Below are 20109 nucleotides of genomic sequence, written 5' to 3'. Positions count from 1 at the left end.
GTGGGGAGAGGGCCCGGTACGTCGACGGGGCCGGTCCGGGCGGGGTCACTCCCGGTCCGCGCTGTCGACGCCGTCCCAGAGGTTCGAGTGCCACGGCCTCCCCGACGCCCCCGGCTCACCCTTCCGCACCTCGGCCGCGTCCGGGTCGACCACCGTATAACCGGTCTCGCCGGGCAGCACGTAGTGGAGGTGCTGGCGTGCGAGACGGCGGATGTACGCGTCGTCCTTGAGCCGCGCCTTCTCGTCGCGCAGCTCCTCCGTCCGCCGGCGGGCCTCCTGCGAGAGCCTCTCCTGCTCCGCGATCTGGTCGCGTTGGGAGACGTACTGCCGCATGGGATACGCGAGGGCGACCACCATGGAGCAGACGATCAGCGCGAGGAACGCGGCCCGGCCGGTGAGCCGGGAAGGGCGGTCCTGCCGTCGGTTCTGGGACCGGTAGACGCGGGCCGCCGTCTGCTCGCCGAGCAGCCGCAGCCTGGTCGCGGTGGAGAACCGGTCGCGGTCCTTCCCGGCCATGTCTCACGCCTCCCCGTTACGCACGTCCGTCCCCGCACACGGTACGGGACCGGATGCGGGGACGGACGGAGGCTGGTGCTCCGGACTCGGGCTGTCAGCCCTCGAAGCGGAACCGCGGGAACGCCGAACGTCCGGCGTACACCGCGGCGTCGTCGAGGATCTCCTCGATGCGCAGCAGCTGGTTGTACTTGGCGACGCGGTCCGAGCGGGCCGGGGCGCCGGTCTTGATCTGGCCACAGTTCACGGCGACGGCGAGGTCGGCGATGGTGACGTCCTCGGTCTCACCGGAACGGTGGGACATCATGCACTTGAAGCCGTTGCGCTGGGCCAGCTCCACGGCGTCCAGGGTCTCGGTCAGCGAACCGATCTGGTTGACCTTGACGAGCAGGGCGTTGGCCGAGCCCTCCTCGATGCCACGGGCGAGGCGCTCGGGGTTGGTGACGAACAGGTCGTCACCGACGATCTGCACCTTGGAGCCGAGCTTGTCGGTGATGACCTTCCAGCCCGCCCAGTCGTCCTCGTACAGCGGGTCCTCGATGGAGACCAGCGGATACGCGGAGACGAGCTCCTCGTAGTACTCGGTCATCTCGGCGGCCGAGCGGGACTTGCCCTCGAACTCGTAGACGCCGTCCTTGTAGAACTCGGACGCGGCGACGTCGAGCGCGAGCGCGATGTCACGGCCCGGGACGTAACCGGCCTCCTTGACGGCCTCGAGGATGAGGTCGAGGGCGGCGCGGTTGGACTCGAGGTTGGGGGCGAAGCCGCCCTCGTCACCGAGACCCGTGGACAGGCCCTTGGTCTTCAGGACCTTCTTCAGCGTGTGGTAGATCTCCGCACCCCAGCGAAGGGCCTCGGAGAAGGACTCGGCGCCGATCGGCGCGATCATGAACTCCTGGATGTCCACGTTGGAGTCGGCGTGCGAGCCGCCGTTCAGGATGTTCATCATCGGAACGGGCAGCAGGTGCGCGTTCGGGCCGCCGAGGTAGCGGAACAGCGGGAGGTCGGAGGCCTCGGAGGCGGCGTGCGCCACGGCCAGCGAGACACCGAGGATGGCGTTGGCGCCGAGCGAGCCCTTGTTCTCGGTCGCGTCCAGGTCGAACATCGCCTGGTCGATGAGGCGCTGCTCGGTGGCGTCGTACCCGACGAGCTCCGGGCCGATCTGCTCGATCACGGCGAGGACGGCCTTCTCGACGCCCTTGCCCTGGTAACGGTTGGGGTCGCCGTCGCGGAGCTCGATGGCCTCGAACGCTCCGGTGGAGGCTCCGGACGGAACAGCAGCACGACCCGTGCTGCCGTCGTCGAGGCCGACCTCGACCTCGACCGTGGGGTTCCCCCGGGAGTCGAGGATTTCCCTGGCTACGACGACGTCGATGGACGGCACGAGGCATCTCCTTCTGGGATCTGACACTGGTTGTGCAGGGTCACTGTGGCCTTGCGCCACGAGCCTAACCGGCTCGGCCCGCTCCGTCGGCCGTCCGCCCGTCCCCTGGGACGAAAAAGGACCCGAGGACCTGCATTCCGGGCAAAGCTCCAGAATTCTACTGGCAGGTAACCACAAGGATCGAACGCTCCCGCTCACGGCGGGCCCGCGACCGGGCCCCACCCGTGGGCGGCCGGCACGGCCCCGGCCCGGCACGCGGGGGGTCAGCGTGCCGGGCCGGGCATCCGGGGCAGGAGGGGGCCCCGGACCGATGGTGGCTACTTCAGGTGGAGCTGCTGACCCGGGAAGATCAGGTCGGCGTCGTCGACGATGTCGTCGTTCAGCTCGAAGAGCTTCTCCCAGCCGCCCTTGACCTTCTTCGCGTCGGCGATCTTGCTGAGGGTGTCGCCGGCCTTCACCTTGTACTCGCCGTCACCCTTCTCGACCTTCTCGCCGGTCGGGGTGGTGACGGTCGCGGCGGGGGCCTCACGCTTCTCGCTGCGCGTGGCGGGCTGCTCGGCCTCGCGCTCCGGCGCGGCCTGCGGGGCCGTGTCGCCGTTCTTCTCGGAGCCGGTGTCGACACCCGGGTCCACACCGTCGTTCGTCAGGCCGCCGGCACCGGCACACGCCCAGGCGCCCGGGCCCTGCAGGTCGAGGAGCTTCTCGGCGGCGGCTATCTGCTGGTCCTTGGTGGCCAGGTCGGCGCGGGCGGCGTACTGGGTGCCGCCGGCCGCTGCCCAGCTGGACTGCGAGAACTGCAGGCCGCCGTAGTAGCCGTTGCCGGTGTTGATGGACCAGTTGCCACCGGACTCGCACTGGGCGACGGCGTCCCAGGTGTCGACGGAGGCGGCAGAGGCGCCGGTCGCACCCATGAGCGGTACGGCGACGGCGGCACCGGTGACACCGGCCAGGGTCGCGATGCGGACGGCCTTGGACGGGCGACGGTGCTTGCCCTTGCTGGAAAGCAGCATGGTTCTCCTCACCGACGCCTACGAGGTGAGCTGTCGGGTTCGGGCCTGTGAGTTGCCCGGCCGCCCGCTCCCGCGGACGACTTCACCCCTAGCCGTACCCCCATCCGTCTCCCGACGGCCGGGTCCGGCACTTACCTGGGTCCCCCGCTCCTGCCTACGGCGCTTTACGCGTCGGTCCCCTTCGGCCGACGGCAGGATTCGGCGTGACGGTCGAAGGTGCCCGCGGTGCGAGCGGCTCCGACCGTAAACACACCCAACCCTCACATTCAAAGATGGACATAACACCCAATCAGCGCGTACCGGCCTGACTGAGTGAGGTGTTTCCGCAGGTCGGAGCCAATATGGACGGATCGGACGGACGGGGCGCGCCAGTTGAAGCAAAGAGACCCATGTCTCACTTACGCATAAGTGGACATAGGCCTCTGAACTGCCCCTGCTTTCGGGGCGTTTTCGCGCTTTTGATCAGTTGGCGGCCGTGGTCTCCGCCTGGTCGCCCCGCGCGTCCGCCCCGACGAGGTCGAGGTCCAGGTTCTGGCCGGGAAGGATCAGGTCCGGGTCGGAGCCCAGTTCGGCCTTGTTGGCCTCGTAGAGCGCGGACCAGCCGCCGGAGAGCTCCTGCGAGTCGGCGATCGACCAGAGGTTGTCGCCCTCACGGACGACGTACGTCCCCTCCGCGCCCTCACGCGCCCCGGAGTCGCCGCGCGACGCGTGCCGGCCGGAGTCCCGCCCGTCGTCCGCACCGGTCCCGGCACTCGCCTCGGGGGCCGGGGTGCCGCGGTGCTTTCCGCCCTTCTCCCCGTCACCCTTCGAGGCGCCGGGCGCCCCAGAGGCCTCGGGCGACGGAGTGGCGGACGGCGAAGCGCCGGCCTCCTCGCCCTGGTCCGCCGTGTCCTCGGGCGCACTCTCGTCCACGCCGTCCTTGACGTCGGAGTCCTCGGAGCCGTTCGCCTCGTCGTCCGTGTCCGCCGTCCCGTCCGCCGGGTCCGGCGTTTCGGACGAGGGGGTCCCGGACGGGGTCGCGGTGTCCGAGGGCTCGGCGGCCGGCTCGTCGCCCGGGTCGACGCCGGGCAGCCCCTCGTCCAGGGCGAGCCCGGAAATCACCGAGCAACTGGCCCACGCCTGGGGACCCTTGTCGGCCAGCACCTTCTCCGCGACGGCTATCTGCTGCGAGCGGCTCGCGAGGTCGGCGCGGGGCGCGTAGTCCGTGCCGTCGTAGGCCGACCAGTCGTCCTGCGAGAACTGCAGGCCGCCGTAGTAGCCGTTGCCGAGGTCGGCGCTCCACATGCCACCGCTCTCGCACTCGGCGACCCGGTCCCAGGTCGACGCGTCTGCGGCTTGTGCGCTGCCCGCGCCGAGGAGCGGGATGGCGATGGCCGATCCCGTGACGCCTGCGGCGACGACGATGGCGGGTGCCTGGCGAGGGCGACGGTGTCTGCCGGTCGCGGAGCCCATGGGATTGCCTTCCGTGTGACTGACATGTGTGACGGGTGAGTCGAACGGTGAACCTAGCCGTACTCGAACGTGTGTCACAAGTCGATGCAGCGGAGATCACGCGAAAGTCACGGAGTTGACAGGCTGTCACTTTCTACGGCCGGATGCCCGGGATCGAACTCGACCGGAAGTGTGCGCAGTCCACGCATGATGAGCCCGCCGCGCCATCGCAAATCGGCAGGTTCCGCAGCGAGCCGCAGGTCGGGGAGGCGTCGCAGCAGGGTCGCCAGCGCCACCCGGCCCTCCAGTCGGGCCAGTGGCGCCCCCAGGCAGTAGTGGATGCCGTGCCCGTATCCGAGGTGCTGATTGTCACTCCGTGCGAGATCCAGGGCGTCCGCATCCTGGAATCGTTCCGGGTCCCGGTCGGCGGCCGCCAGCACCACGAGAACGGGCTCCCCCGCCGCGATGTCCTGTCCTCCCAGCGTCACGGGTCCGGTGGCGTAGCGCCATGTGGCGAGCTCCACCGGCCCGTCGTAGCGCAGCAGCTCCTCGAGGCCCGTGTCGAGCAGTTCCGTCTCGCCCGCGGCCAGCGAGCGCTCCAGGCGTTCGCGCTGGGACGGGTTGCGCAGCAGCGCGTAGGTGCCGTTACCGATGAGGTTCACGGTTGTCTCGAAACCGGCGAACAGGAGGATGAAGGCCATGGCCGCGGCCTCGTTCTCGCTGAGGTGCTCGCCGTGGTCGCTCGCCCGGATCAGCCCGGAGATCAGGTCGTCGCCGGGATTCTCCCTTTTGCGGTGGATGAGTTCGGCGAGGTAGCCGCGCATCTTCTTGACCGACCTGGCCACCCCGCCCCGTGGTCCGCCGCCGTGGCGGATCATCATGCCCGCCCAGTCGCGGAAGTCGTCCTGGTCCTCGCGCGGCACCCCCAGCAGGTCGCAGATCGCGTAGATGGGGAGCGGGAAGGCGAAGTCATGGATGAGGTCCGCGTTCCCCTTCTCGATGAAGTCGTCGATGAGGCGGTCCGTCAGTTCCTGCACGCGCGGCGCGAACTCGGCTACCCGGCGCGGGGTGAACGCCTTGGACACGAGCCGGCGCAGCCGGGTGTGGTCCGGGGGGTCGATGTTCAGCAGGTGCGTCATCAGCTCCGCCTTGCGCTCCCCCGGGATGCCCGTCTTGCCCTTGGCGTTCGCGGACCCCGCGTGGTGGGCCGGGTTCTTGGAGAGCCGGGTGTCGGCGAGGGCCTGTTTGGCATCGGCGTACCGGGTCACCAGCCAGGCCTCGACACCGCTGGGCAGCGCCGTGCGGTGCACGGGGCTGTGCTCGCGGAGCCAGGCGTAGGCCGGATACGGGTCGGTGGCGAACTCCCAGGTGAAGAGTTCGGGCGCTGCGTCGGGCGCGGAGGCCGTCTCGGGGCTGTCGTTCACTCCTCGACGCTATCCGGAGCGGTACTCACGCCGTCCGGAGCGGTCCCGAGCCCCTCCGCCGCCCGGATCGCGTCCCGGTAGGCACGGGCGGCGGCCCGCAGGGCGGCCTCCGGGTCGGTGCCGTCCTGTTCGGCCCGCACGGCCAGGGCGAGCAGCCGGTAGCCGACCCCGTCGCCCTCGGGGAGCGCGGCGTCGAGACCCGCGGCACGGACCCGGCCGCCGAGCTTGGCCGCCAGCGCCAGACCGGGCTGGCCGAGCGGCACCCCGTCGGTGACCGATTCCCGCTGCTTCTCGATCGCCTTCGTCCGCAGCCAGTGCGCGTGGACGTCCTCCGGGGTCTCGGCGGTCTCGTCGCCGAACACATGCGGATGCCGGTGGATCAGCTTCTCGACGATCGTGGCCGCGACGTCGTCGATGCCGAACGGCTCGTCCTGGTCCTCCTGCGCGATGCGCGCGTGGAAGACGACCTGGAGCAGGACGTCGCCGAGCTCCTCGCGGAGTTCCTCGCGGTCACCGTCCTCGATGGCCTCGACCAGTTCGTACGCCTCCTCGATGGCGTACTTCGCGAGGCCCTTGTGCGTCTTCTGCGAGGTCCACGGGCATGCGAGCCGGATCCGGTCCATGACCTGGACCAGATCCAGGAGCCGCGCGCCGGGCAGGTCGTACGAACCGGGCAGCAGCTCCAGGTCCGGCATCTGCACCCGGCCCGAACCGCCGAGCCGGGCCAGGCCGTCGGTCAGCGGCTGGTTGCCCTCGCCGCCCACGAGCACCACCACGGTCCGGCCGCCCGCGCAGTCGTCCACCAGTTCCTCGGCCGAGGGCGCGGTGTACTCGACGGCGACCCCCGCCTCCCGCAGATACGGCAGCTGCGGGTGGTCCCGCTCGGCGCACAGCACCCGGTCCGCGGCGTGCAGTGTCTGCCAGGCGGGCCAGGACAGCAGACCGGGGGCGACCCGGTGGCTGGCGGTGAGCAGGACGATACGGCCGGGGTCTTCAGCGTTCACACCCCGAACCTACCCCCGGGCGGGCGGGGTCAGGCGCCTGCCTCGGGCTCCTGCCCCGGGACGGCGGTGACCTGCGTGATCCACGGGACCTTGTAGGTGCTGAGCTGGATCTTCTGGTCGTCCCAGCTGCCGTAGCGCGGATTGACGTCGATGTGCAGCGCCTTCGACGCCTCGGTGAGCGCCTTCCCCACCGTCTGCTGACCGGCCGGGGTCTGCAGATCGGCGCCGAGTGCCTGGGCGAGCTTCGGGAGCTGGACCTCCTTGCGCAGGTCCTCCTCGATCTGGCCGGCGGCGACCCAGCGCTGCTCCAGCATCACCGCCTTCAGCCCCGTGTCACCACCGTACTGAGCGGTGGCCGCCGCCCGGACCCGCTGGATCTCCTTGCGGCTGACGCTCACCCCGGCGTCCTTCGCGGCCCGGTCCAGGACCCGTCCGAAGATCAGGTTGTGCAGCTTGACGCGGTTCAGCTGCCCGGACTCCTTCACCAGGTCCGCGGACCGTTCCGACGTCTGCTGCGCGCTGCGTACGTCCGACGCCTGCTGCTGGACCGTGGCCACGTCGATCCGGTCGCCCCCGACCACCGCCGCGGCACCCGGATGGGCCTCGCTGCCGCAGGCGGTCAGGAGCGGCGCCGCGACGAGCGTTGCGGCGGACAGGGCGAGCGCGGTGCGACGTCGGCGGTGCAAAGGAGCCTCCCGGGGAGAGTTTGTGCATCAGTGCACAAAGCCTTGCGGTGATCGATGTTAGGCAGTGGACGTGATTCGGGCCACTGCTTCGACCAACGATTTCCGGACCGGTCAGTGTGGGGTCGGCACGGAATCCCTCCCGTTCCCTGCCGTTCCCTCCCGGATCGCCCTTTCCCGCCGCCCCTCCGCCTCACATCGAACCGCGTACGTCCCGGTGGTGGGTCAGTTGCCGGCGGAGCTCCGTGGGGAGCGGGTGGTGGGGTCCGTAGGCGCGCTCCGTGTCGTACAGCAGGCCCTGCAACTGACCGCGGCCCGCCGTGTGGTCGCCGACCGCCAACAGGAGGTGGCCTATGCGGTGACGGATGTCGAAGGCCCGGCCGGGGCCGGCGGAGTTCGCGTAGCCGTTCGCGTAGGCGGGGAGGACGGCCCGGTACTCGGCGAGCGCGGCGGCCGCCTCACCGAGCTGTTCCAGACACTGCGCGGCGTCGTAACGGTATTGCAGGGTCTGGGAGTCGGCGGGGCCCGCCTCCGCCGCGCGGTCGTCGGCGAGGCGGCGGAGCTCCGGAAGCGCGCGGCGGTACTGGCCGTCGTCCATCAGCGTGGCGGCGTACTGCTTGCGCAGGATCCTTACGACCGGTGAGTGCTCGCCGTGCTCCTGGGCGGCGGCCGGCAGGATCCCCCCGAGGATGTCGACGGCCTGGGTGATGCGGCCTTCGCCGAGCAGCCGCTTCACGTCGTCGACGGCCTGGGCCACGTTCGGCCGGGAGGGCGGCTCCTGAGGCGGGGCGGGCGCCTGCTGGGCGGGGACGGGCGCGGGCGCCGGCACGGCCGCACGGTCGGGCCAGGGGGCGTGCGGGCGGAGGAAGGGCCTGGTCGGGTCGAGGGGTCCGGACGGCGCGCCACCGGCGGGCAGCAGGGGCCGCAGGGCCTCGTAGACCTCCTGGGCGGAGGCCGGGCGGTGCTGCGGGTCCTTGGAGAGCAGCCGCAGGACCAGGGCTTCGAGCGCCTCGGGGACCTCGGGCCGGAGGTGACGGACCGGGAGGGGCGGCTCGTAGAGATGGCGGTGCAGGACGCCCAGGGCGGTGGACCCGGCGAACGGCACGTCTCCGCTGAGGAGTTCGTGCAGGAGCACACCGAGTGCGTACAGGTCGGTGTACGGGCCGACGGCGCCGCCCATCGCCTGTTCGGGGGCCATGTAGGCGGGGGAACCGATCGGGGAGCCCGTGTGGGTCAGGCGGGTGGTGTCGGTGTCCATGACGGAGGCGATGCCGAGGTCGAGCACCGTGAGGGTGCCGTCGGGCTTCACCATCGCGTTGCGGGGCTTGAGGTCGCGGTGGACGATCGGCACGGCGTGCACGGCGGAGAGCACCGCGCACAGCTGGGCGGCGATCGCCACGGCCCAGGGCCACGGGTAGGGGTCGTGCTCGGCGAGGTGGTCGGCGAGGTCGGCGCCCTCGACGTACTGCATGACGAGGTAGAGGTCCTCGCCGTCGCTCCCCGCGTCATGGACGGTGACCAGACCGGGGTGGTCGACCTGCGCGGTGACCCGGCACTCGCGGACGAACCGCCGGCGCAGATCGTCGGCGGCCACGCTGCCGGAGGGGCCCGCGACCCGGTCGGGGCGCAGCAGCTTCACCGCGACCCTGCGGTCGAGGCGCTGGTCGTACGCCGTCCAGACCTGGCCCATGCCGCCCTGGCCGAGAATGGTCGCCAGCTCGTAACGCCCGGCGATGACACGCCCGTTCACCGGCTGTCGCCCTCCTTGCGGAGGTAGTCGCTCAGCTCGTCGAGCTCGGCGCGCACCTGGTCGAGACGCTGGGGCGCCGGCGCCCTCGGCGCGTCGGAGGGCGGAGCGAGTGGCGCGGCCGGGGGCGGCGTGGCCGCGGGGCCCTGCCGCGGGGGCGGCGTGGAGCCGTAGGAAGGGGCGGGCGTCGCGGCCACGTGCTGCGCCGCGTACCCGCTGTACGGGCCGGCGTACGGCACGGTCCGCGGCCCGGCGTGAGGAGCGCTCCGGGGGCCGCCGTACGCGCCGTAATGCCGTATCTCCGTGTACAGGTAGTAGGTGACCGTGCCGACGAAGACGGCCAGGATCCAGGACAGCAGGATGACCGCCTGCCCGTCCGTCATCACGACCTCGTCCTCCGGCAACGACTCGATGTAGAAGACGAGTCCGACGTTCAGCGCCAGCACCAGGCCGAACAGCCACCAGTCGCGCTGCTTCCGGGTGACGATCGCCAGTCTCAGCATGGCCACCCAGGCGAGAACTCCACAGCTCAGCAGCGCGAGTGCTACGAAGACCACGCGCAGCGTGACGAGGGTGGCCGAGGACGGGCGACGCGTCGGCGGCTGCTCCGGCGGATAGCCGTAGCCGTGCATGTGCTGCTCCCGGAGGGCGTGGATCGGACGTGTGCAGTGAGCGTATACACCGACACGGACCATCGGTCCCGAGTTGTGCGCAACCGTTGTGCTTCCCGTCACTCCGGGGCGGCTCCGCCTCGTTCCGGAGCGACCGAACCGTCCGTCAGCCCGTCGTACATCCCCTGCACCAGCTGCCCGCCGAGCCGCCCCGCCGTGCGCAGCGCGTCCTCGAACGCGGCGAGCGCGCTGAACTGTTCGCCGTACGTCCGCTGTTCGGCCAGCGGCAGGCGGGGCACCTGGAGGCGACGGGCGTCGAGCCGTGTCGCGGTGGAGGCGTAGCTGCTGGCCTGCCGGTTGTTGGCGGTGCCGCGCAGGAAGCCGGCGAGGAACCAGGGGTCCAGGGCGGCCGGATCGGGACGCAGCAGCTGGAGGTTGCGCCCGAGTACGGCACCGGCCGTGGCGTCGTCGACGACCCTGGCGGCCGAACCGCCGCCGAGTACGGGCACGACGACGTCGCCCGGTTCCAGGAGGAGCGGTTCGTCGTCCGGTGCCGTGGCCTGCGTGGAGGGCGTACCGCTGGGGGCCGTGCCGGCGAGGACGTCGTGCTCGGTGAGGACCGGCGCCGTGCCGCTGCCCGTGCCGGAGCCGGTCCGCAGGCGCAGGGCGCCCGCGCGGGCCAGTTCACCGACCGTGGTGAAGGGCCGCCTGGCCGGTTCGCGGGGGACGGCGGGCGGCGGCGTGAGCCGGGCCGTCAGCTTCAGGGTGTCGTCGAGCCGCTCCCGTACGCGAACCAGCTCGGCCGCGCCACCGCCGGCGGCCGGGGGTGGCAGATGGCGGGCGGGGGCCAGGTCCACGTCGTCGTCGAGGAGTTCGATGACGGGGACGGCCCGGCTGGTCCCCGGCCGCTCCTCGACGGGCTCACGGCGCCCCGGCACGTCGAAGGGGGTCCACGCGTCGAGCACCGCGCCACGCACGACCGGCCAGTCCAGCCGGCCACGGCCGGACGGGGCGCCGGCGGCTTCGGGCTCCGCCGTGTCGACGACGAGCAGTTCGGGCGCCGGGGGCTGCTCGGCGCCCGGCTTGCGGAGGACCCAGATGTGGAGCGGCACGCCGTACGGGGGTGCCGCTCCGGCCGGGAGCGCGATGACGGCGCGGAGGGCACCGCGACGGAGCAGATCGGCGCGGATCCGGCGCCCCGAACGGCGGGAGGCGGCGGCCGGAGGCATCAGCACCACGGCGGTGCCGCCCTCGCGGAGGTGGGCGAGGGCGTGCTGGACCCAGGCGAGTTCGGACTCGGTGCGGGCGGGGAAGCCGTACTCCCAGCGCGGGTCGTAGGCCAGTTCCTCGTGCCCCCAGTTGCGCTCGTTGAACGGCGGGTGGCAGAGCACCGCGTCCACCGTGAGCCGGGGGAACGCGTCGGTGCGCAGGGTGTCACCGGTACGCACCGCGAGCGTGGGCCCGTCGGCTCCGCTCCCCGTGGCGTGCAGGGCCAGCCGGAGCGCGGTGAGAGCCGCCAGGTCGGGATCGGCCTCCTGCGCGTACAGCGCGGTGGGCCCGCCGACGGCGCACAGCAGGGCGCCGGTTCCGGCGGCGGGGTCGAGGACGGTACGGGAGCCCCGCTTGCCGCTCCGCCGAGCGGCGTCCCTCGGCTGCGCGAGGTCGGCCATCAGCTCGGCGAGGCCGGGGGGTGTGAGCGTGTACTGACGCGGGTTGGCGTCGAGCTGGCGGCCGAAGAGGAAGTCGAAGGCCTGCCGGGCGCCGGTCTCCGCCGCCAGTTCGGCCGCGGCGCGCAGCAGCGGGACGGACGGCAGGAGGGCGGACGCCGTGGGCGTGGGGACCGCGTGTCCCGCTCCGAAGCGGTCCGCGAGTACGTGGTCCATGGCTCCCGGCAGCACGCCGGCCATCCGGGCGTCCGAGACGGCGGTGATCTCCAGCCAGGCGGTGGGCCTGTCCCGGACGAGCAGCAGGGCGCATCCCGTGTGGACCAGCGCGGTCACGGCACCGTCGGGGTGGCTCGCCACCTGCTGCCAGAGGCGCTCGCGCAGGGGTACTTCGGCGAGCTTGCCCTGCTCGCGCAGCCACTGCTCGACCTCGGGCAGGGCGAAGGACGGGCTGGCCTCGGTGCCCCCGACAGGTTTCGGGAATCCGGCGTGCCGGCGGCGCCAGTTGCTGACGGCCGCGCGCCCCACACCCGCGAGCCTGGCGATTCCGGCCGCGGTCACCTCTGTCGAGTCATCCGGCACTGGCCTGTCTCCCGTTCCGCGCACGTCGGTGTCGCCTGCTGTGTGGGGGCGAGCATACCGACACAGCCTCCCTTGTCGGTTCACAACGCTTCTTGTGTTGACTCGGTTCACAGCAGCTGGTCTTATTGACCTGCCGCACACCGATGCGGCGAAGCGTTCCGCTCACACTCCCCGTCGTTCATCGGAAGGGCACAGCCATGTCCCAGTACACGCAGCCGACACAGCCCCAGCAGCCGTACACCCCCGCGCAGACGCCGGGCACCCGCCCCGCCCGCAACGGCCTCGGCATCTCCGCTCTCGTCCTCGGCATCATCGGCACGGTCTCCGGGCTGATCCCGTTCTTCTTCTGGCTCGCGGGGATCCTCGGCCTCATCGCCCTGATCCTGGGCCTGGCGGGGCGGGGCCGCGCCAAGCGCGGCGAGGCCACGAACAAGGGCGTGACGACGTTCGGCGCGGTTCTCGGCCTGGTCTCGCTGATCCTGTCGTTCGTCGGGGCCGTCCTGACCTTCAAGGCCGTGGACGACGTGGTGACCGACATCAACAAGGCGGTCGCGGACACATCGGCCTCCGCGAAGCCTGCCGCCGGCGGCGGGGCGGCGGGCGGCACCGAGGGCAAGGAGGACGACATCCTGAGAGCGGGGGACGCCGCGGCGTACGACGACGGCCTGGAGATCACGGTGGACGCCCCGGCGCCGTACACCGCCTCCGAGTTCGCGGTCGGCCACACCAAGGGCAACAGCGCCTACGAGGTCTCGGTCGTCATCGAGAACAAGGGCAAGGAGAAGTTCGACGCGACGCTCCTCAGCGTCGACGCCCGCGCCGGTGAGGACGGTGTGAACGCCGAGCAGATCTTCGACGACAAGATCGGTGAGGGGTTCACCGGCACCACGGTCATGCCGGGCAAGAAGATCACGGCCACGTACGCGTTCGACGCCCCCGCCGACGCCAAGAACCTGACCGTCGAGGTCAGCCCCGGCCTCGACTGGGACGCGAGCCAGTGGGACCTCGCTCTCTGACGGACGAGCGCGCGACCCCCTTCCGGGGCCGGCCACCCCTCGACGGGCGGGCCGGCCCCGCGGCATCAGGCCACCCGGTGCCGCACCCAGACGTTCGGTTCGACGTACACGGCGTACCCGTGGGCGAGCGAACAGTGCACCGGCACCAGGCCCCCCGCGACCTCCACCGGCCCGTCCCTGTCGAACGGCAGACCCGTCCAGTCGCGCCACCGGGCGAGCGAACCGCTCACCGTCATCGACACCGGCGCCACCGAGTCGATCACCCCGCCCGCCCGGACGTGGACCCGCAGCCACGGGTCGACGGGCAGCCCGTCCTCCGGGCGGGTCCGCCGGGCGTACTCCTCCATCGGCACCGCGGCCTCGGCGTGCTTCGCACTCGGCCGGACCGGGACGACGAGCTCCCGGAAACCCAGCCGCCGGGCGCCAACTCATCTCACCGTACGGGCGCCTCGGTCGGGCTGTCGCCGGCCGGCAGCTTCTGCTCCGGGCAGCCGGACAGCACCTCGGTCATCGCGGCCTTCTCGGCCTTCGTCACCCACAGCCCGTACTTCGCCTTCACCGACACCTGACCCGCCACATACGTACAGCGGTACGCCTTGTTGGGCGGCAGCCAGGTCGCCGTGTCCCCGTCCCCCTTGCGGCGATTGGTGGACGAATCGGCGGCCACCAGGTTGAGCACGTCGTTGGCGAAGGCCCGTCGCTTCCCGGCGCTCCACTGCTGGGCGCCCTTCTGCCACGCGTCGGACAGGGCCACCAGATGGTCTATGTCCACCTTGCTGCGGCCCCGCACGAACGAGATGCGGGTGCCGGTGTACGGATCGGGGTCGAGGACCCCGCTGAGCACCTTGCAGCCGTCCGCGTCCCGCGCGACACCGGACAGCTGCTCCGCCAGTATGTCGTCCCTGGTCCCGCACCCGTTGCGGTCGGTGTCCGCCCAGGCGGACCCGAACTCGTCCCGGTCGTAGCCCGTTTTCGGCGCCCGGCCCTTCACGGTGAGCGCCCCCACCGCCTGAAGTGCCGTACCGCCGGCGGCCGGTGCGGCCGGGGTGGCCGAGGATCCGGGCGGATCGCTCAGGGCGTCGCAGCCCGTCAGGGCAAGCGATCCGGTCAGGGCCAGCGTCAGCAACGCGGCCGGACGGTAGCGGTGCGGGCGGCTCGGGCGGCGTACGGAAGGAAGAGGCGTCACGGCGGTCCAGCGTAGGCGCCGGGCGCAAGGGCCCCGCTCGCCAGGGGCCCCGTTCAGACCTTTCCGATCCCCAGCGTCGTCTCGGACGGCAAAAGACCGGAGCCGATCGCCGCCATCCACAGCGGGCCCAGCAACTCCACCAGCCGCTCCCGCCCTTCGGCCCCGAGAGCCGCCCAGGGCGGCGACGCCGCCTCGTCCGTACGCCGCTCCACCCGCGCCCGCAGCGCCCGCCCGGCCTCGGTGGCCGAGCCGTCCGCCGCCAAGAGCCCTCTGGCGGCCAGCCGTTCGCGGCCGGCCGCCCATTCCCCGCGGCTCCAGCCCCGGCTCGCGAACACCTCGGGCGGGGCTGCGCCGACCGCCGCGAACGACACCAGGGACTCCACCGGGTCCAGTCCCGCCGCGACCAGCGCCGCGACGTGCCCGTCCCCCCGGTGCTCCCGCAGCACCGTGGCGGCCTGCCACAGCACCAGGTGCGGCTCCTCGGGCCACGGCAGCGCGGCATTGGCCCCGGCGAGCGGCAGCCCCGTGACGTCCACCGCCTCGGCGGCCCGGCGCGCCAGTGCGGCGGCCTCGGCGAGCTCCGCGCCCTCCACCCGGTCGCCGAACAGCGCCCGGTACGCCCGGTCGACCGCCCTCGTACGCGCCGCGAGGACCTCCCGAGGCTCCGCCACGTCCCACGCGGCCGGGACGTGGCGGGCCACCACGCCCGGGCTGAAGCTGTGGAAAACGGCCGTCACCCGGTCCGCGTCCACCGCCCCCAGCGGCGCCGCACGCCACGCGAAGTAGGAGGGCCAGCGCTCGTCCGTGGCGTATCCGAGGGCCGCGGCCTCCTCGGTCACCTGCGGCGCGTAGTAGAAGACGGCGTGCAGCGGCTCCAGCAGGTGCCACATCTGACGTACGTGCCCCAGCTCGTCGGCCATGACCCCGGCCTCCCGTCATCCTGAAACTTGTCAACGACTAGATACGGACCCCAGCATGCGGCCGCCTCCGGAACTTGTCAATGACTAGATCTCGCGTACCGTGGATCCCATGAGCAGCGAGCGCACCTATCACCACGGCGACCTGCGGCGGGCGGTCCTGACGGCCGCACTCGACGTCATCGCGGCCGACGGCCCCGACGCCCTGTCCCTGCGCGACCTCGCCCGCCGGGCGGGCGTCTCGCACGCCGCGCCGGCCCACCACTTCAAGGACCGGACCGGCCTGCTCACCGCCGTCGCCGCCGAGGGCTACGCGCTCTTCGCCGACGCCCTGGCCGCCGCCCCCGACCTCCAGGAACGAGGCGTGGCCTACGTACGGTTCGCCGCCGCGCACCCCGCGCACTTCCAGGTGATGTTCCGCCCTGAACTGCACCGCGCCGACGACCCCGCCCTGCTCGCCGCGAAGGCCCGCGCCACCGAGGCACTGCGCGCCGGCGTCGGCGGCCTGCCCGGCGCGGTCGAGGACGACGCCCGCCTCACCGGCGTCGCCGCCTGGTCCCTGGCCCACGGCTTCGCGACCCTGCTGCTCAGCGGCAACCTGACGGACGCCCTCGAAGGCCGCACCCCGGAGGAGGCGTTCAGGACGGCGGCCGGAACCGCCTTCGGGCCGGCCCGCCCCGGCAGCTGACGCGGCGAGGCCCCGCGCCCTACGACCCCAGGATCGTCGTGAGGAACTCCCCGGTCCACGACAGGAGTTCGCGCCCCACCACCGGCTTTCCGCCGATCCGGCCCGCCGTCGGGCGCGGGACCAGGATCTGGTGGGCGGCCGGCTTGATGACCGTCTTCGGGTGCAGCCGCTTCAGCCGCAGCTCCTGCGACTCCCGCAGCTCCACCGGCGCGAAGCGGATGTTCGGCCCCTGCAGCACGATCTCGCCCACCCCGCAGGCCCGGGCCAGCATCCGCAGACCCGCCACCAGCAGGAGGTTCTCCACCGGCTCCGGGAGCTTGCCGTAGCGGTCGGTGAGCTCCTCGCGCACCGCCCTGATGTCCTCCTCCGCGTTCGCCGAGGCGATCGCCCGGTACGCCTGCAGACGCAGCCGCTCGCCCGGGGCGTAGTCGTGCGGGACGTGCGCGTCGACCGGGAGCTCGATCTTGACCTCCAGCGGCGGCTCCTCCTCGACCCCGCCGTCCACCGCCGCCCGGTAGTCCGCCACCGCCTCGCCGACCATCCGGATGTACAGGTCGAAGCCGACACCCGCGATGTGGCCGGACTGCTCACCGCCCAGCAGGTTTCCCGCCCCGCGGATCTCCAGGTCCTTCATCGCCACGTACATGCCCGCACCCATCTCGGTGTGCTGGGCGATGGTCGCCAGACGCTCGTGCGCGGTCTCGGTCAGCGGCTTCTCCGGCGGATACAGGAAGTAGGAGTAACCCCGGTCCCGGCCACGGCCGACACGGCCGCGCAGCTGGTGCAGCTGGGACAGCCCGAAGTTGTCGCCGCGCTCCACGATCAGCGTGTTGGCGTTGGAGATGTCGATGCCGGACTCGACGATCGTCGTGGAGACCAGCACGTCGAACCTCTTCTCCCAGAAGTCGACGACGACCTGCTCCAGCTGGTTCTCCCCCATCTGCCCGTGCGCCGTCGCGATCCGCGCCTCGGGCACGATCTCCCGCAGCCGCGCCGCCGCCCGGTCGATGGACTCGACCCGGTTGTGGATGTAGAACACCTGGCCCTCACGCAGGAGTTCACGCCGCACGGCCGCGCCGATCTGCTTCTCCTCGTACGGTCCGACGAAGGTGAGGACCGGGTGCCGCTCCTCGGGAGGCGTCGTGATCGTCGACATCTCGCGGATGCCCGTGACGGCCATCTCGAGCGTACGGGGGATGGGCGTCGCCGACATCGTGAGCACGTCCACATTGGCCCGCAGCTTCTTCAGCTGCTCCTTGTGCTCGACGCCGAAGCGCTGCTCCTCGTCGACGATGACCAGGCCCAGGTCCTTGAACTTCGTCTCCGACGAGAACAGCCGGTGCGTGCCGATGACCAGGTCGACGGACCCGTCCTTCAGCCCCTCCAGCGTCGCCTTCGACTCGGTGTCCGACTGGAAACGGCTCAACGCCCGCACGTTGACGGGGAACTGGGCGTACCGCTCGGTGAACGTGCCGAAGTGCTGCTGGACCAGCAGCGTCGTGGGCACCAGGACGGCGACCTGCTTGCCGTCCTGGACCGCTTTGAACGCCGCGCGCACCGCGATCTCCGTCTTGCCGTAGCCGACGTCGCCGCAGATCAGCCGGTCCATCGGGACGGACTTCTCCATGTCCTCCTTGACCTCGGCGATCGTGGAGAGCTGGTCGGGCGTCTCCGCGTACGGGAACGCGTCCTCCAGTTCGCGCTGCCACGGAGTGTCCGGGCCGAAGGCGTGCCCGGGGGCCGCCATCCGCGCCGAGTACAGCTTGATCAGGTCCGCGGCGATCTCCTTGACCGCCTTCTTGGCCCGCTGCTTCGTCTTCGTCCAGTCCGCGCCGCCGAGCCGGTGCAGGGTCGGGGCCTCGCCGCCGACGTACTTGGTGACCTGCTCCAGCTGATCGGTGGGGATGTAGAGGCGGTCCCCGGGCTGGCCGCGCTTGGCGGGGGCGTACTCGACGAGGAGGTACTCACGGGTCGCGCCCTGCACCGTGCGCTGGACCATCTCGATGTAGCGGCCGACACCGTGCTGTTCATGGACGATGAAGTCGCCCGCCTGCAACGTCAACGGGTCGACGGACTTACGGCGGCGGGCCGGCATCCGCCCCAGGTCCTTGCTGGCGGTGCGCTGCCCGGTCAGATCCGTCTCGGTCAGCACGGCCAGCTTCAGGGCCGGGTCGACGAATCCGTGGTCGATGGCACCGCACGAGACGTGGACGAGCGACGGCGTGAGCTCGGTCAGATCCTGGTCGAGGCGGGCCGCGATGCCCTCGCCGCCGAGTACCTCGACCGTACGGGAGGCGGGGCCCTGCCCCTCGGTGACGTACACCGTGCGCCAGCCCCCGGCCAGCCAGCCCTTGGTGTCGGCGAGCGCCCGGGCGGTGTCACCGCGGTACGCCTCCGGGGCGTGCATCCCGAGCTTCAGGGTGTCGCCGTCCAGCTCCTCGTCGGCGGCGAACGGGGAGGTGGACCACCACATCATGCCCAGCTCACGGGCCCGGTCCCGGACATCGGCGATGCCCCACAAGGAGGCCGCGCCGACATCGATCGGAGCCTCGCCGCCGCCCGCCGTGGCCGCCCAGGACGCCTGGAGGAACTCCTGGCTCGTCGCGACGAGGTCCGCCGCCCTGGTCCGCACCCGCTCCGGGTCACAGACCAGCGCCATCGAACCCTTCGGCAGGACGTCGAGCAGCAGCTCCATCTCGTCGACGAGGACCGGCGCGAGGGACTCCATGCCCTCGACGGCGATCCCCTCCGCGATCTTCCCCAGCAGTTCGCCCAGCTCCGGGTGCGCCTCCGCGAGGGCCGCCGCCCGGGACCGCACGTCCTCGGTGAGCAGCAGCTCACGGCAGGGCGGCGCCCACAGCCCGTGCTCGGCCACCTCCAGGGACCGCTGGTCGGCGATCTTGAAGTAGCGGATCTCCTCGACGTCGTCACCCCAGAACTCCACCCGGAGGGGGTGCTCCTCGGTCGGCGGGAAGACGTCCAGGATGCCGCCGCGCACGGCGAACTCCCCGCGCTTCTCGACCAGCTCGACACGGGCGTACGCCGCTGCCGCGAGCGCCTCCACGACCTCGCCCAGATCCGCGGTCTGTCCGCTGCTCAGCGCGACGGGCTCCAGGTCGCCGAGCCCCTTGACCTGCGGCTGGAGCACGGAGCGGACCGGCGCGACGACCACGCTGACCGGCCCGGTCTCCGGGTCGTCCTGCCGGGGGTGCGCGAGCCTGCGCAGCACGGCGAGGCGGCGGCCCACGGTGTCCGAGCGCGGCGAGAGCCGCTCGTGGGGCAGGGTCTCCCAGGACGGGAACTCCGCGACGGTGTCGGGGGGCAGCAGGGTCCGCAGCGCCGCCGCCAGGTCCTCGGCCTCGCGGCCGGTCGCGGTGACGGCGAGCACCGTACGCCCGGCCTCACGTGCCAGCGCGGCCACGGCGAAGGGGCGGGCGGCGGGCGGGCCGACCAGGTCGACATGGGTCCGGTGGCCGTCGGCGGCGGCCTTCACCGCTTCGGAGAGCGCCGGGTCGGTGACGACGACATCCAGCAGACCGTGCAGGCTCATGAAGGGATTCCGTCCGGTGTGGCGAGTGAGCAACGCGAAGGGCCCGACACGTGGGACGGGCCGGGGTGTCCAGCGTACGACGCCGGTGTGTCACTCGCGCGAGGGAACGGCGTTGTCCGGACAGCGGCAGCGGGGCCGGCCCTGGTCCGGCGGCCGGTCCGCCCTTGCCCCCGTGAGGCAGCCAGGGAAGCAGCCCGCCTCCCCCGCCCCACCACCGCGGCCTTCGACCGCGTCCTCGTCACCCGGGCCCTGACCGAAGACCTGACGGTCGTCACCCGCGACCCGTGGATCCCCCGGCACGACGTGCCGGTCGTGCGCGCCTGCCGGCGACGGCGGGACGCGATCCGGCCCCGAGGCGTTTGGAGGAACGCCCCGGGGCCGGATCAGTCATCCTACGGCGGGCTCCGTCACCCGTCCGTGGCGATCGCGTGCAGGACGTTCATCCGGCCGGCCCGGAAGGCCGGGACCAGCGCGGCGAGCGAGCTCTTGAGGGCCGCGTACGCCTCCTTCTCCCTGCCGTCCTGCGCCGTCGCGAACATGAGCATGTTCTCGGGCATCCTGTCGGCGCCGACATGACGCTCGGCGGTGGTGACGTCGAGGTACGTCGCGCCCTGGTCGACGGTCGTGTCGTCCGAGGTGATCGCGGCGATGGGTTTCCCTCACCCCGTCCCCCGGCACCCAGGGACGAGACCGGTGCAG

15 protein-coding genes, 2 pseudogenes and 1 riboswitch are annotated in these 20109 nt (G+C 72.1%); of the genes and pseudogenes, 2 read left to right on the top strand and 15 right to left on the bottom strand.

The features are described from left to right. Nucleotides 1–45: 45 nt before the first annotated feature. From ACFYQ5_RS24000 to ACFYQ5_RS23955, 10 genes are all read right to left on the bottom strand, one after another. Nucleotides 46–516: a septum formation initiator family protein gene (locus ACFYQ5_RS24000; protein WP_389200240.1), complete on the bottom strand. Its 471-nt coding sequence runs from the start codon at nucleotides 514–516 to the stop codon at nucleotides 46–48. A gap of 94 nt (nucleotides 517–610) precedes the next feature. Then, complete coding sequence (gene eno, locus ACFYQ5_RS23995) at nucleotides 611–1897, bottom strand: phosphopyruvate hydratase (protein WP_014155837.1); 1287 nt, start codon at nucleotides 1895–1897, stop codon at nucleotides 611–613. A gap of 317 nt (nucleotides 1898–2214) precedes the next feature. Beyond that, nucleotides 2215–2907 carry a transglycosylase family protein gene (locus ACFYQ5_RS23990; RefSeq protein WP_389200238.1) on the bottom strand — a complete coding sequence of 231 codons (693 nt, stop codon included), beginning with the start codon at nucleotides 2905–2907 and terminating at the stop codon, nucleotides 2215–2217. Continuing rightward, a riboswitch (cyclic di-AMP (ydaO/yuaA leader) is annotated at nucleotides 2908–3079 on the bottom strand. It lies immediately after the preceding gene. A gap of 290 nt (nucleotides 3080–3369) precedes the next feature. After that, nucleotides 3370–4359: a transglycosylase family protein gene (locus ACFYQ5_RS23985; RefSeq protein ID WP_389200237.1), complete on the bottom strand. Its 990-nt coding sequence runs from the start codon at nucleotides 4357–4359 to the stop codon at nucleotides 3370–3372. 107 nt (nucleotides 4360–4466) lie between these two features. After that, nucleotides 4467–5762, bottom strand: a complete 1296-nt coding sequence (locus ACFYQ5_RS23980; protein WP_389200235.1) for a cytochrome P450 — start codon at nucleotides 5760–5762, stop codon at nucleotides 4467–4469. Next, a complete protein-coding gene (locus ACFYQ5_RS23975; protein WP_389200233.1) occupies nucleotides 5759–6766 on the bottom strand; it encodes a nucleoside triphosphate pyrophosphohydrolase in 1008 nt (335 codons plus the stop codon). The genes ACFYQ5_RS23980 and ACFYQ5_RS23975 overlap by 4 nt, the downstream gene beginning before the upstream one ends. Before the next feature lie 29 nt (nucleotides 6767–6795). After that, complete coding sequence (locus ACFYQ5_RS23970) at nucleotides 6796–7452, bottom strand: SurA N-terminal domain-containing protein (protein WP_389200232.1); 657 nt, start codon at nucleotides 7450–7452, stop codon at nucleotides 6796–6798. Between the two features lie 190 nt (nucleotides 7453–7642). Further along, nucleotides 7643–9199 carry a serine/threonine-protein kinase gene (locus ACFYQ5_RS23965; protein ID WP_389200230.1) on the bottom strand — a complete coding sequence of 519 codons (1557 nt, stop codon included), beginning with the start codon at nucleotides 9197–9199 and terminating at the stop codon, nucleotides 7643–7645. Further along, entirely contained in the window at nucleotides 9196–9828 is a 633-nt protein-coding gene (locus ACFYQ5_RS23960) for a hypothetical protein (protein WP_389200228.1), read from the bottom strand. The genes ACFYQ5_RS23965 and ACFYQ5_RS23960 overlap by 4 nt, the downstream gene beginning before the upstream one ends. A gap of 98 nt (nucleotides 9829–9926) precedes the next feature. Continuing rightward, complete coding sequence (locus ACFYQ5_RS23955; RefSeq protein ID WP_389200226.1) at nucleotides 9927–12053, bottom strand: N-6 DNA methylase; 2127 nt, start codon at nucleotides 12051–12053, stop codon at nucleotides 9927–9929. A gap of 197 nt (nucleotides 12054–12250) precedes the next feature. Between ACFYQ5_RS23955 and ACFYQ5_RS23950 the strand changes: the two genes are divergently transcribed. Continuing rightward, complete coding sequence (locus tag ACFYQ5_RS23950) at nucleotides 12251–13069, top strand: DUF4352 domain-containing protein (RefSeq protein ID WP_389200225.1); 819 nt, start codon at nucleotides 12251–12253, stop codon at nucleotides 13067–13069. Between the two features lie 65 nt (nucleotides 13070–13134). On the opposite strand, the pseudogene ACFYQ5_RS23945 reads toward ACFYQ5_RS23950, so the two are convergent. From ACFYQ5_RS23945 to ACFYQ5_RS23935, 3 genes and pseudogenes are all read right to left on the bottom strand, one after another. Then, nucleotides 13135–13491 (bottom strand): annotated as a pseudogene (locus ACFYQ5_RS23945) (N-acetyltransferase); the annotation flags it as partial. Nucleotides 13492–13502: 11 nt separating this feature from the next. Continuing rightward, nucleotides 13503–14255 (bottom strand): HNH endonuclease family protein, encoded by a 753-nt coding sequence (locus ACFYQ5_RS23940; protein WP_389200224.1) that lies wholly within the window; start codon nucleotides 14253–14255, stop codon nucleotides 13503–13505. A 53-nt stretch (nucleotides 14256–14308) separates the two neighbouring features. Next, on the bottom strand, nucleotides 14309–15175 hold the full coding sequence (locus tag ACFYQ5_RS23935) for a hypothetical protein (protein WP_389200222.1): 867 nt from the start codon (nucleotides 15173–15175) through the stop codon (nucleotides 14309–14311). 109 nt (nucleotides 15176–15284) lie between these two features. Here ACFYQ5_RS23935 and ACFYQ5_RS23930 point away from each other — a divergent pair, with 109 nt between their 5' ends. After that, nucleotides 15285–15860, top strand: coding sequence for a TetR/AcrR family transcriptional regulator (locus ACFYQ5_RS23930; RefSeq protein WP_389200220.1), 576 nt, complete (start codon nucleotides 15285–15287; stop codon nucleotides 15858–15860). A 19-nt stretch (nucleotides 15861–15879) separates the two neighbouring features. On the opposite strand, the gene mfd is transcribed toward ACFYQ5_RS23930, so the two are convergent. Both mfd and ACFYQ5_RS23920 read right to left on the bottom strand, forming a co-directional pair. Further along, the gene (gene mfd, locus ACFYQ5_RS23925) at nucleotides 15880–19410 is read right to left on the bottom strand and encodes a transcription-repair coupling factor (protein WP_389200218.1); all 3531 of its coding nucleotides are present in this window, start codon (nucleotides 19408–19410) and stop codon (nucleotides 15880–15882) included. A gap of 407 nt (nucleotides 19411–19817) precedes the next feature. Next, nucleotides 19818–20060 (bottom strand): annotated as a pseudogene (locus ACFYQ5_RS23920) (hypothetical protein); the annotation flags it as partial. Nucleotides 20061–20109 lie beyond the last annotated feature (49 nt).

Origin of the sequence: Streptomyces sp. NPDC005794 (assembly GCF_042871445.1) — a bacterium.
Lineage (GTDB): Bacteria > Actinomycetota > Actinomycetes > Streptomycetales > Streptomycetaceae > Streptomyces.
This window is presented reverse-complemented; position numbering and strand designations above follow the sequence as displayed.

What these genes read in the sequence shown, in the direction of transcription:
- ACFYQ5_RS24000 (WP_389200240.1), bottom strand. Translation starts at nt 516, where the DNA reads ATGGCCGGGAAGGACCGCGACCGGTTCTCCACCGCGACCAGGCTGCGG.
- mfd (WP_389200218.1), bottom strand. Translation starts at nt 19,410, where the DNA reads ATGAGCCTGCACGGTCTGCTGGATGTCGTCGTCACCGACCCGGCGCTC.
- ACFYQ5_RS23935 (WP_389200222.1), bottom strand. Translation starts at nt 15,175, where the DNA reads ATGGCCGACGAGCTGGGGCACGTACGTCAGATGTGGCACCTGCTGGAG.
- ACFYQ5_RS23930 (WP_389200220.1), top strand. Translation starts at nt 15,285, where the DNA reads ATGAGCAGCGAGCGCACCTATCACCACGGCGACCTGCGGCGGGCGGTC.
- ACFYQ5_RS23990 (WP_389200238.1), bottom strand. Translation starts at nt 2,907, where the DNA reads ATGCTGCTTTCCAGCAAGGGCAAGCACCGTCGCCCGTCCAAGGCCGTC.
- ACFYQ5_RS23950 (WP_389200225.1), top strand. Translation starts at nt 12,251, where the DNA reads ATGTCCCAGTACACGCAGCCGACACAGCCCCAGCAGCCGTACACCCCC.
- ACFYQ5_RS23985 (WP_389200237.1), bottom strand. Translation starts at nt 4,359, where the DNA reads ATGGGCTCCGCGACCGGCAGACACCGTCGCCCTCGCCAGGCACCCGCC.
- ACFYQ5_RS23960 (WP_389200228.1), bottom strand. Translation starts at nt 9,828, where the DNA reads ATGCACGGCTACGGCTATCCGCCGGAGCAGCCGCCGACGCGTCGCCCG.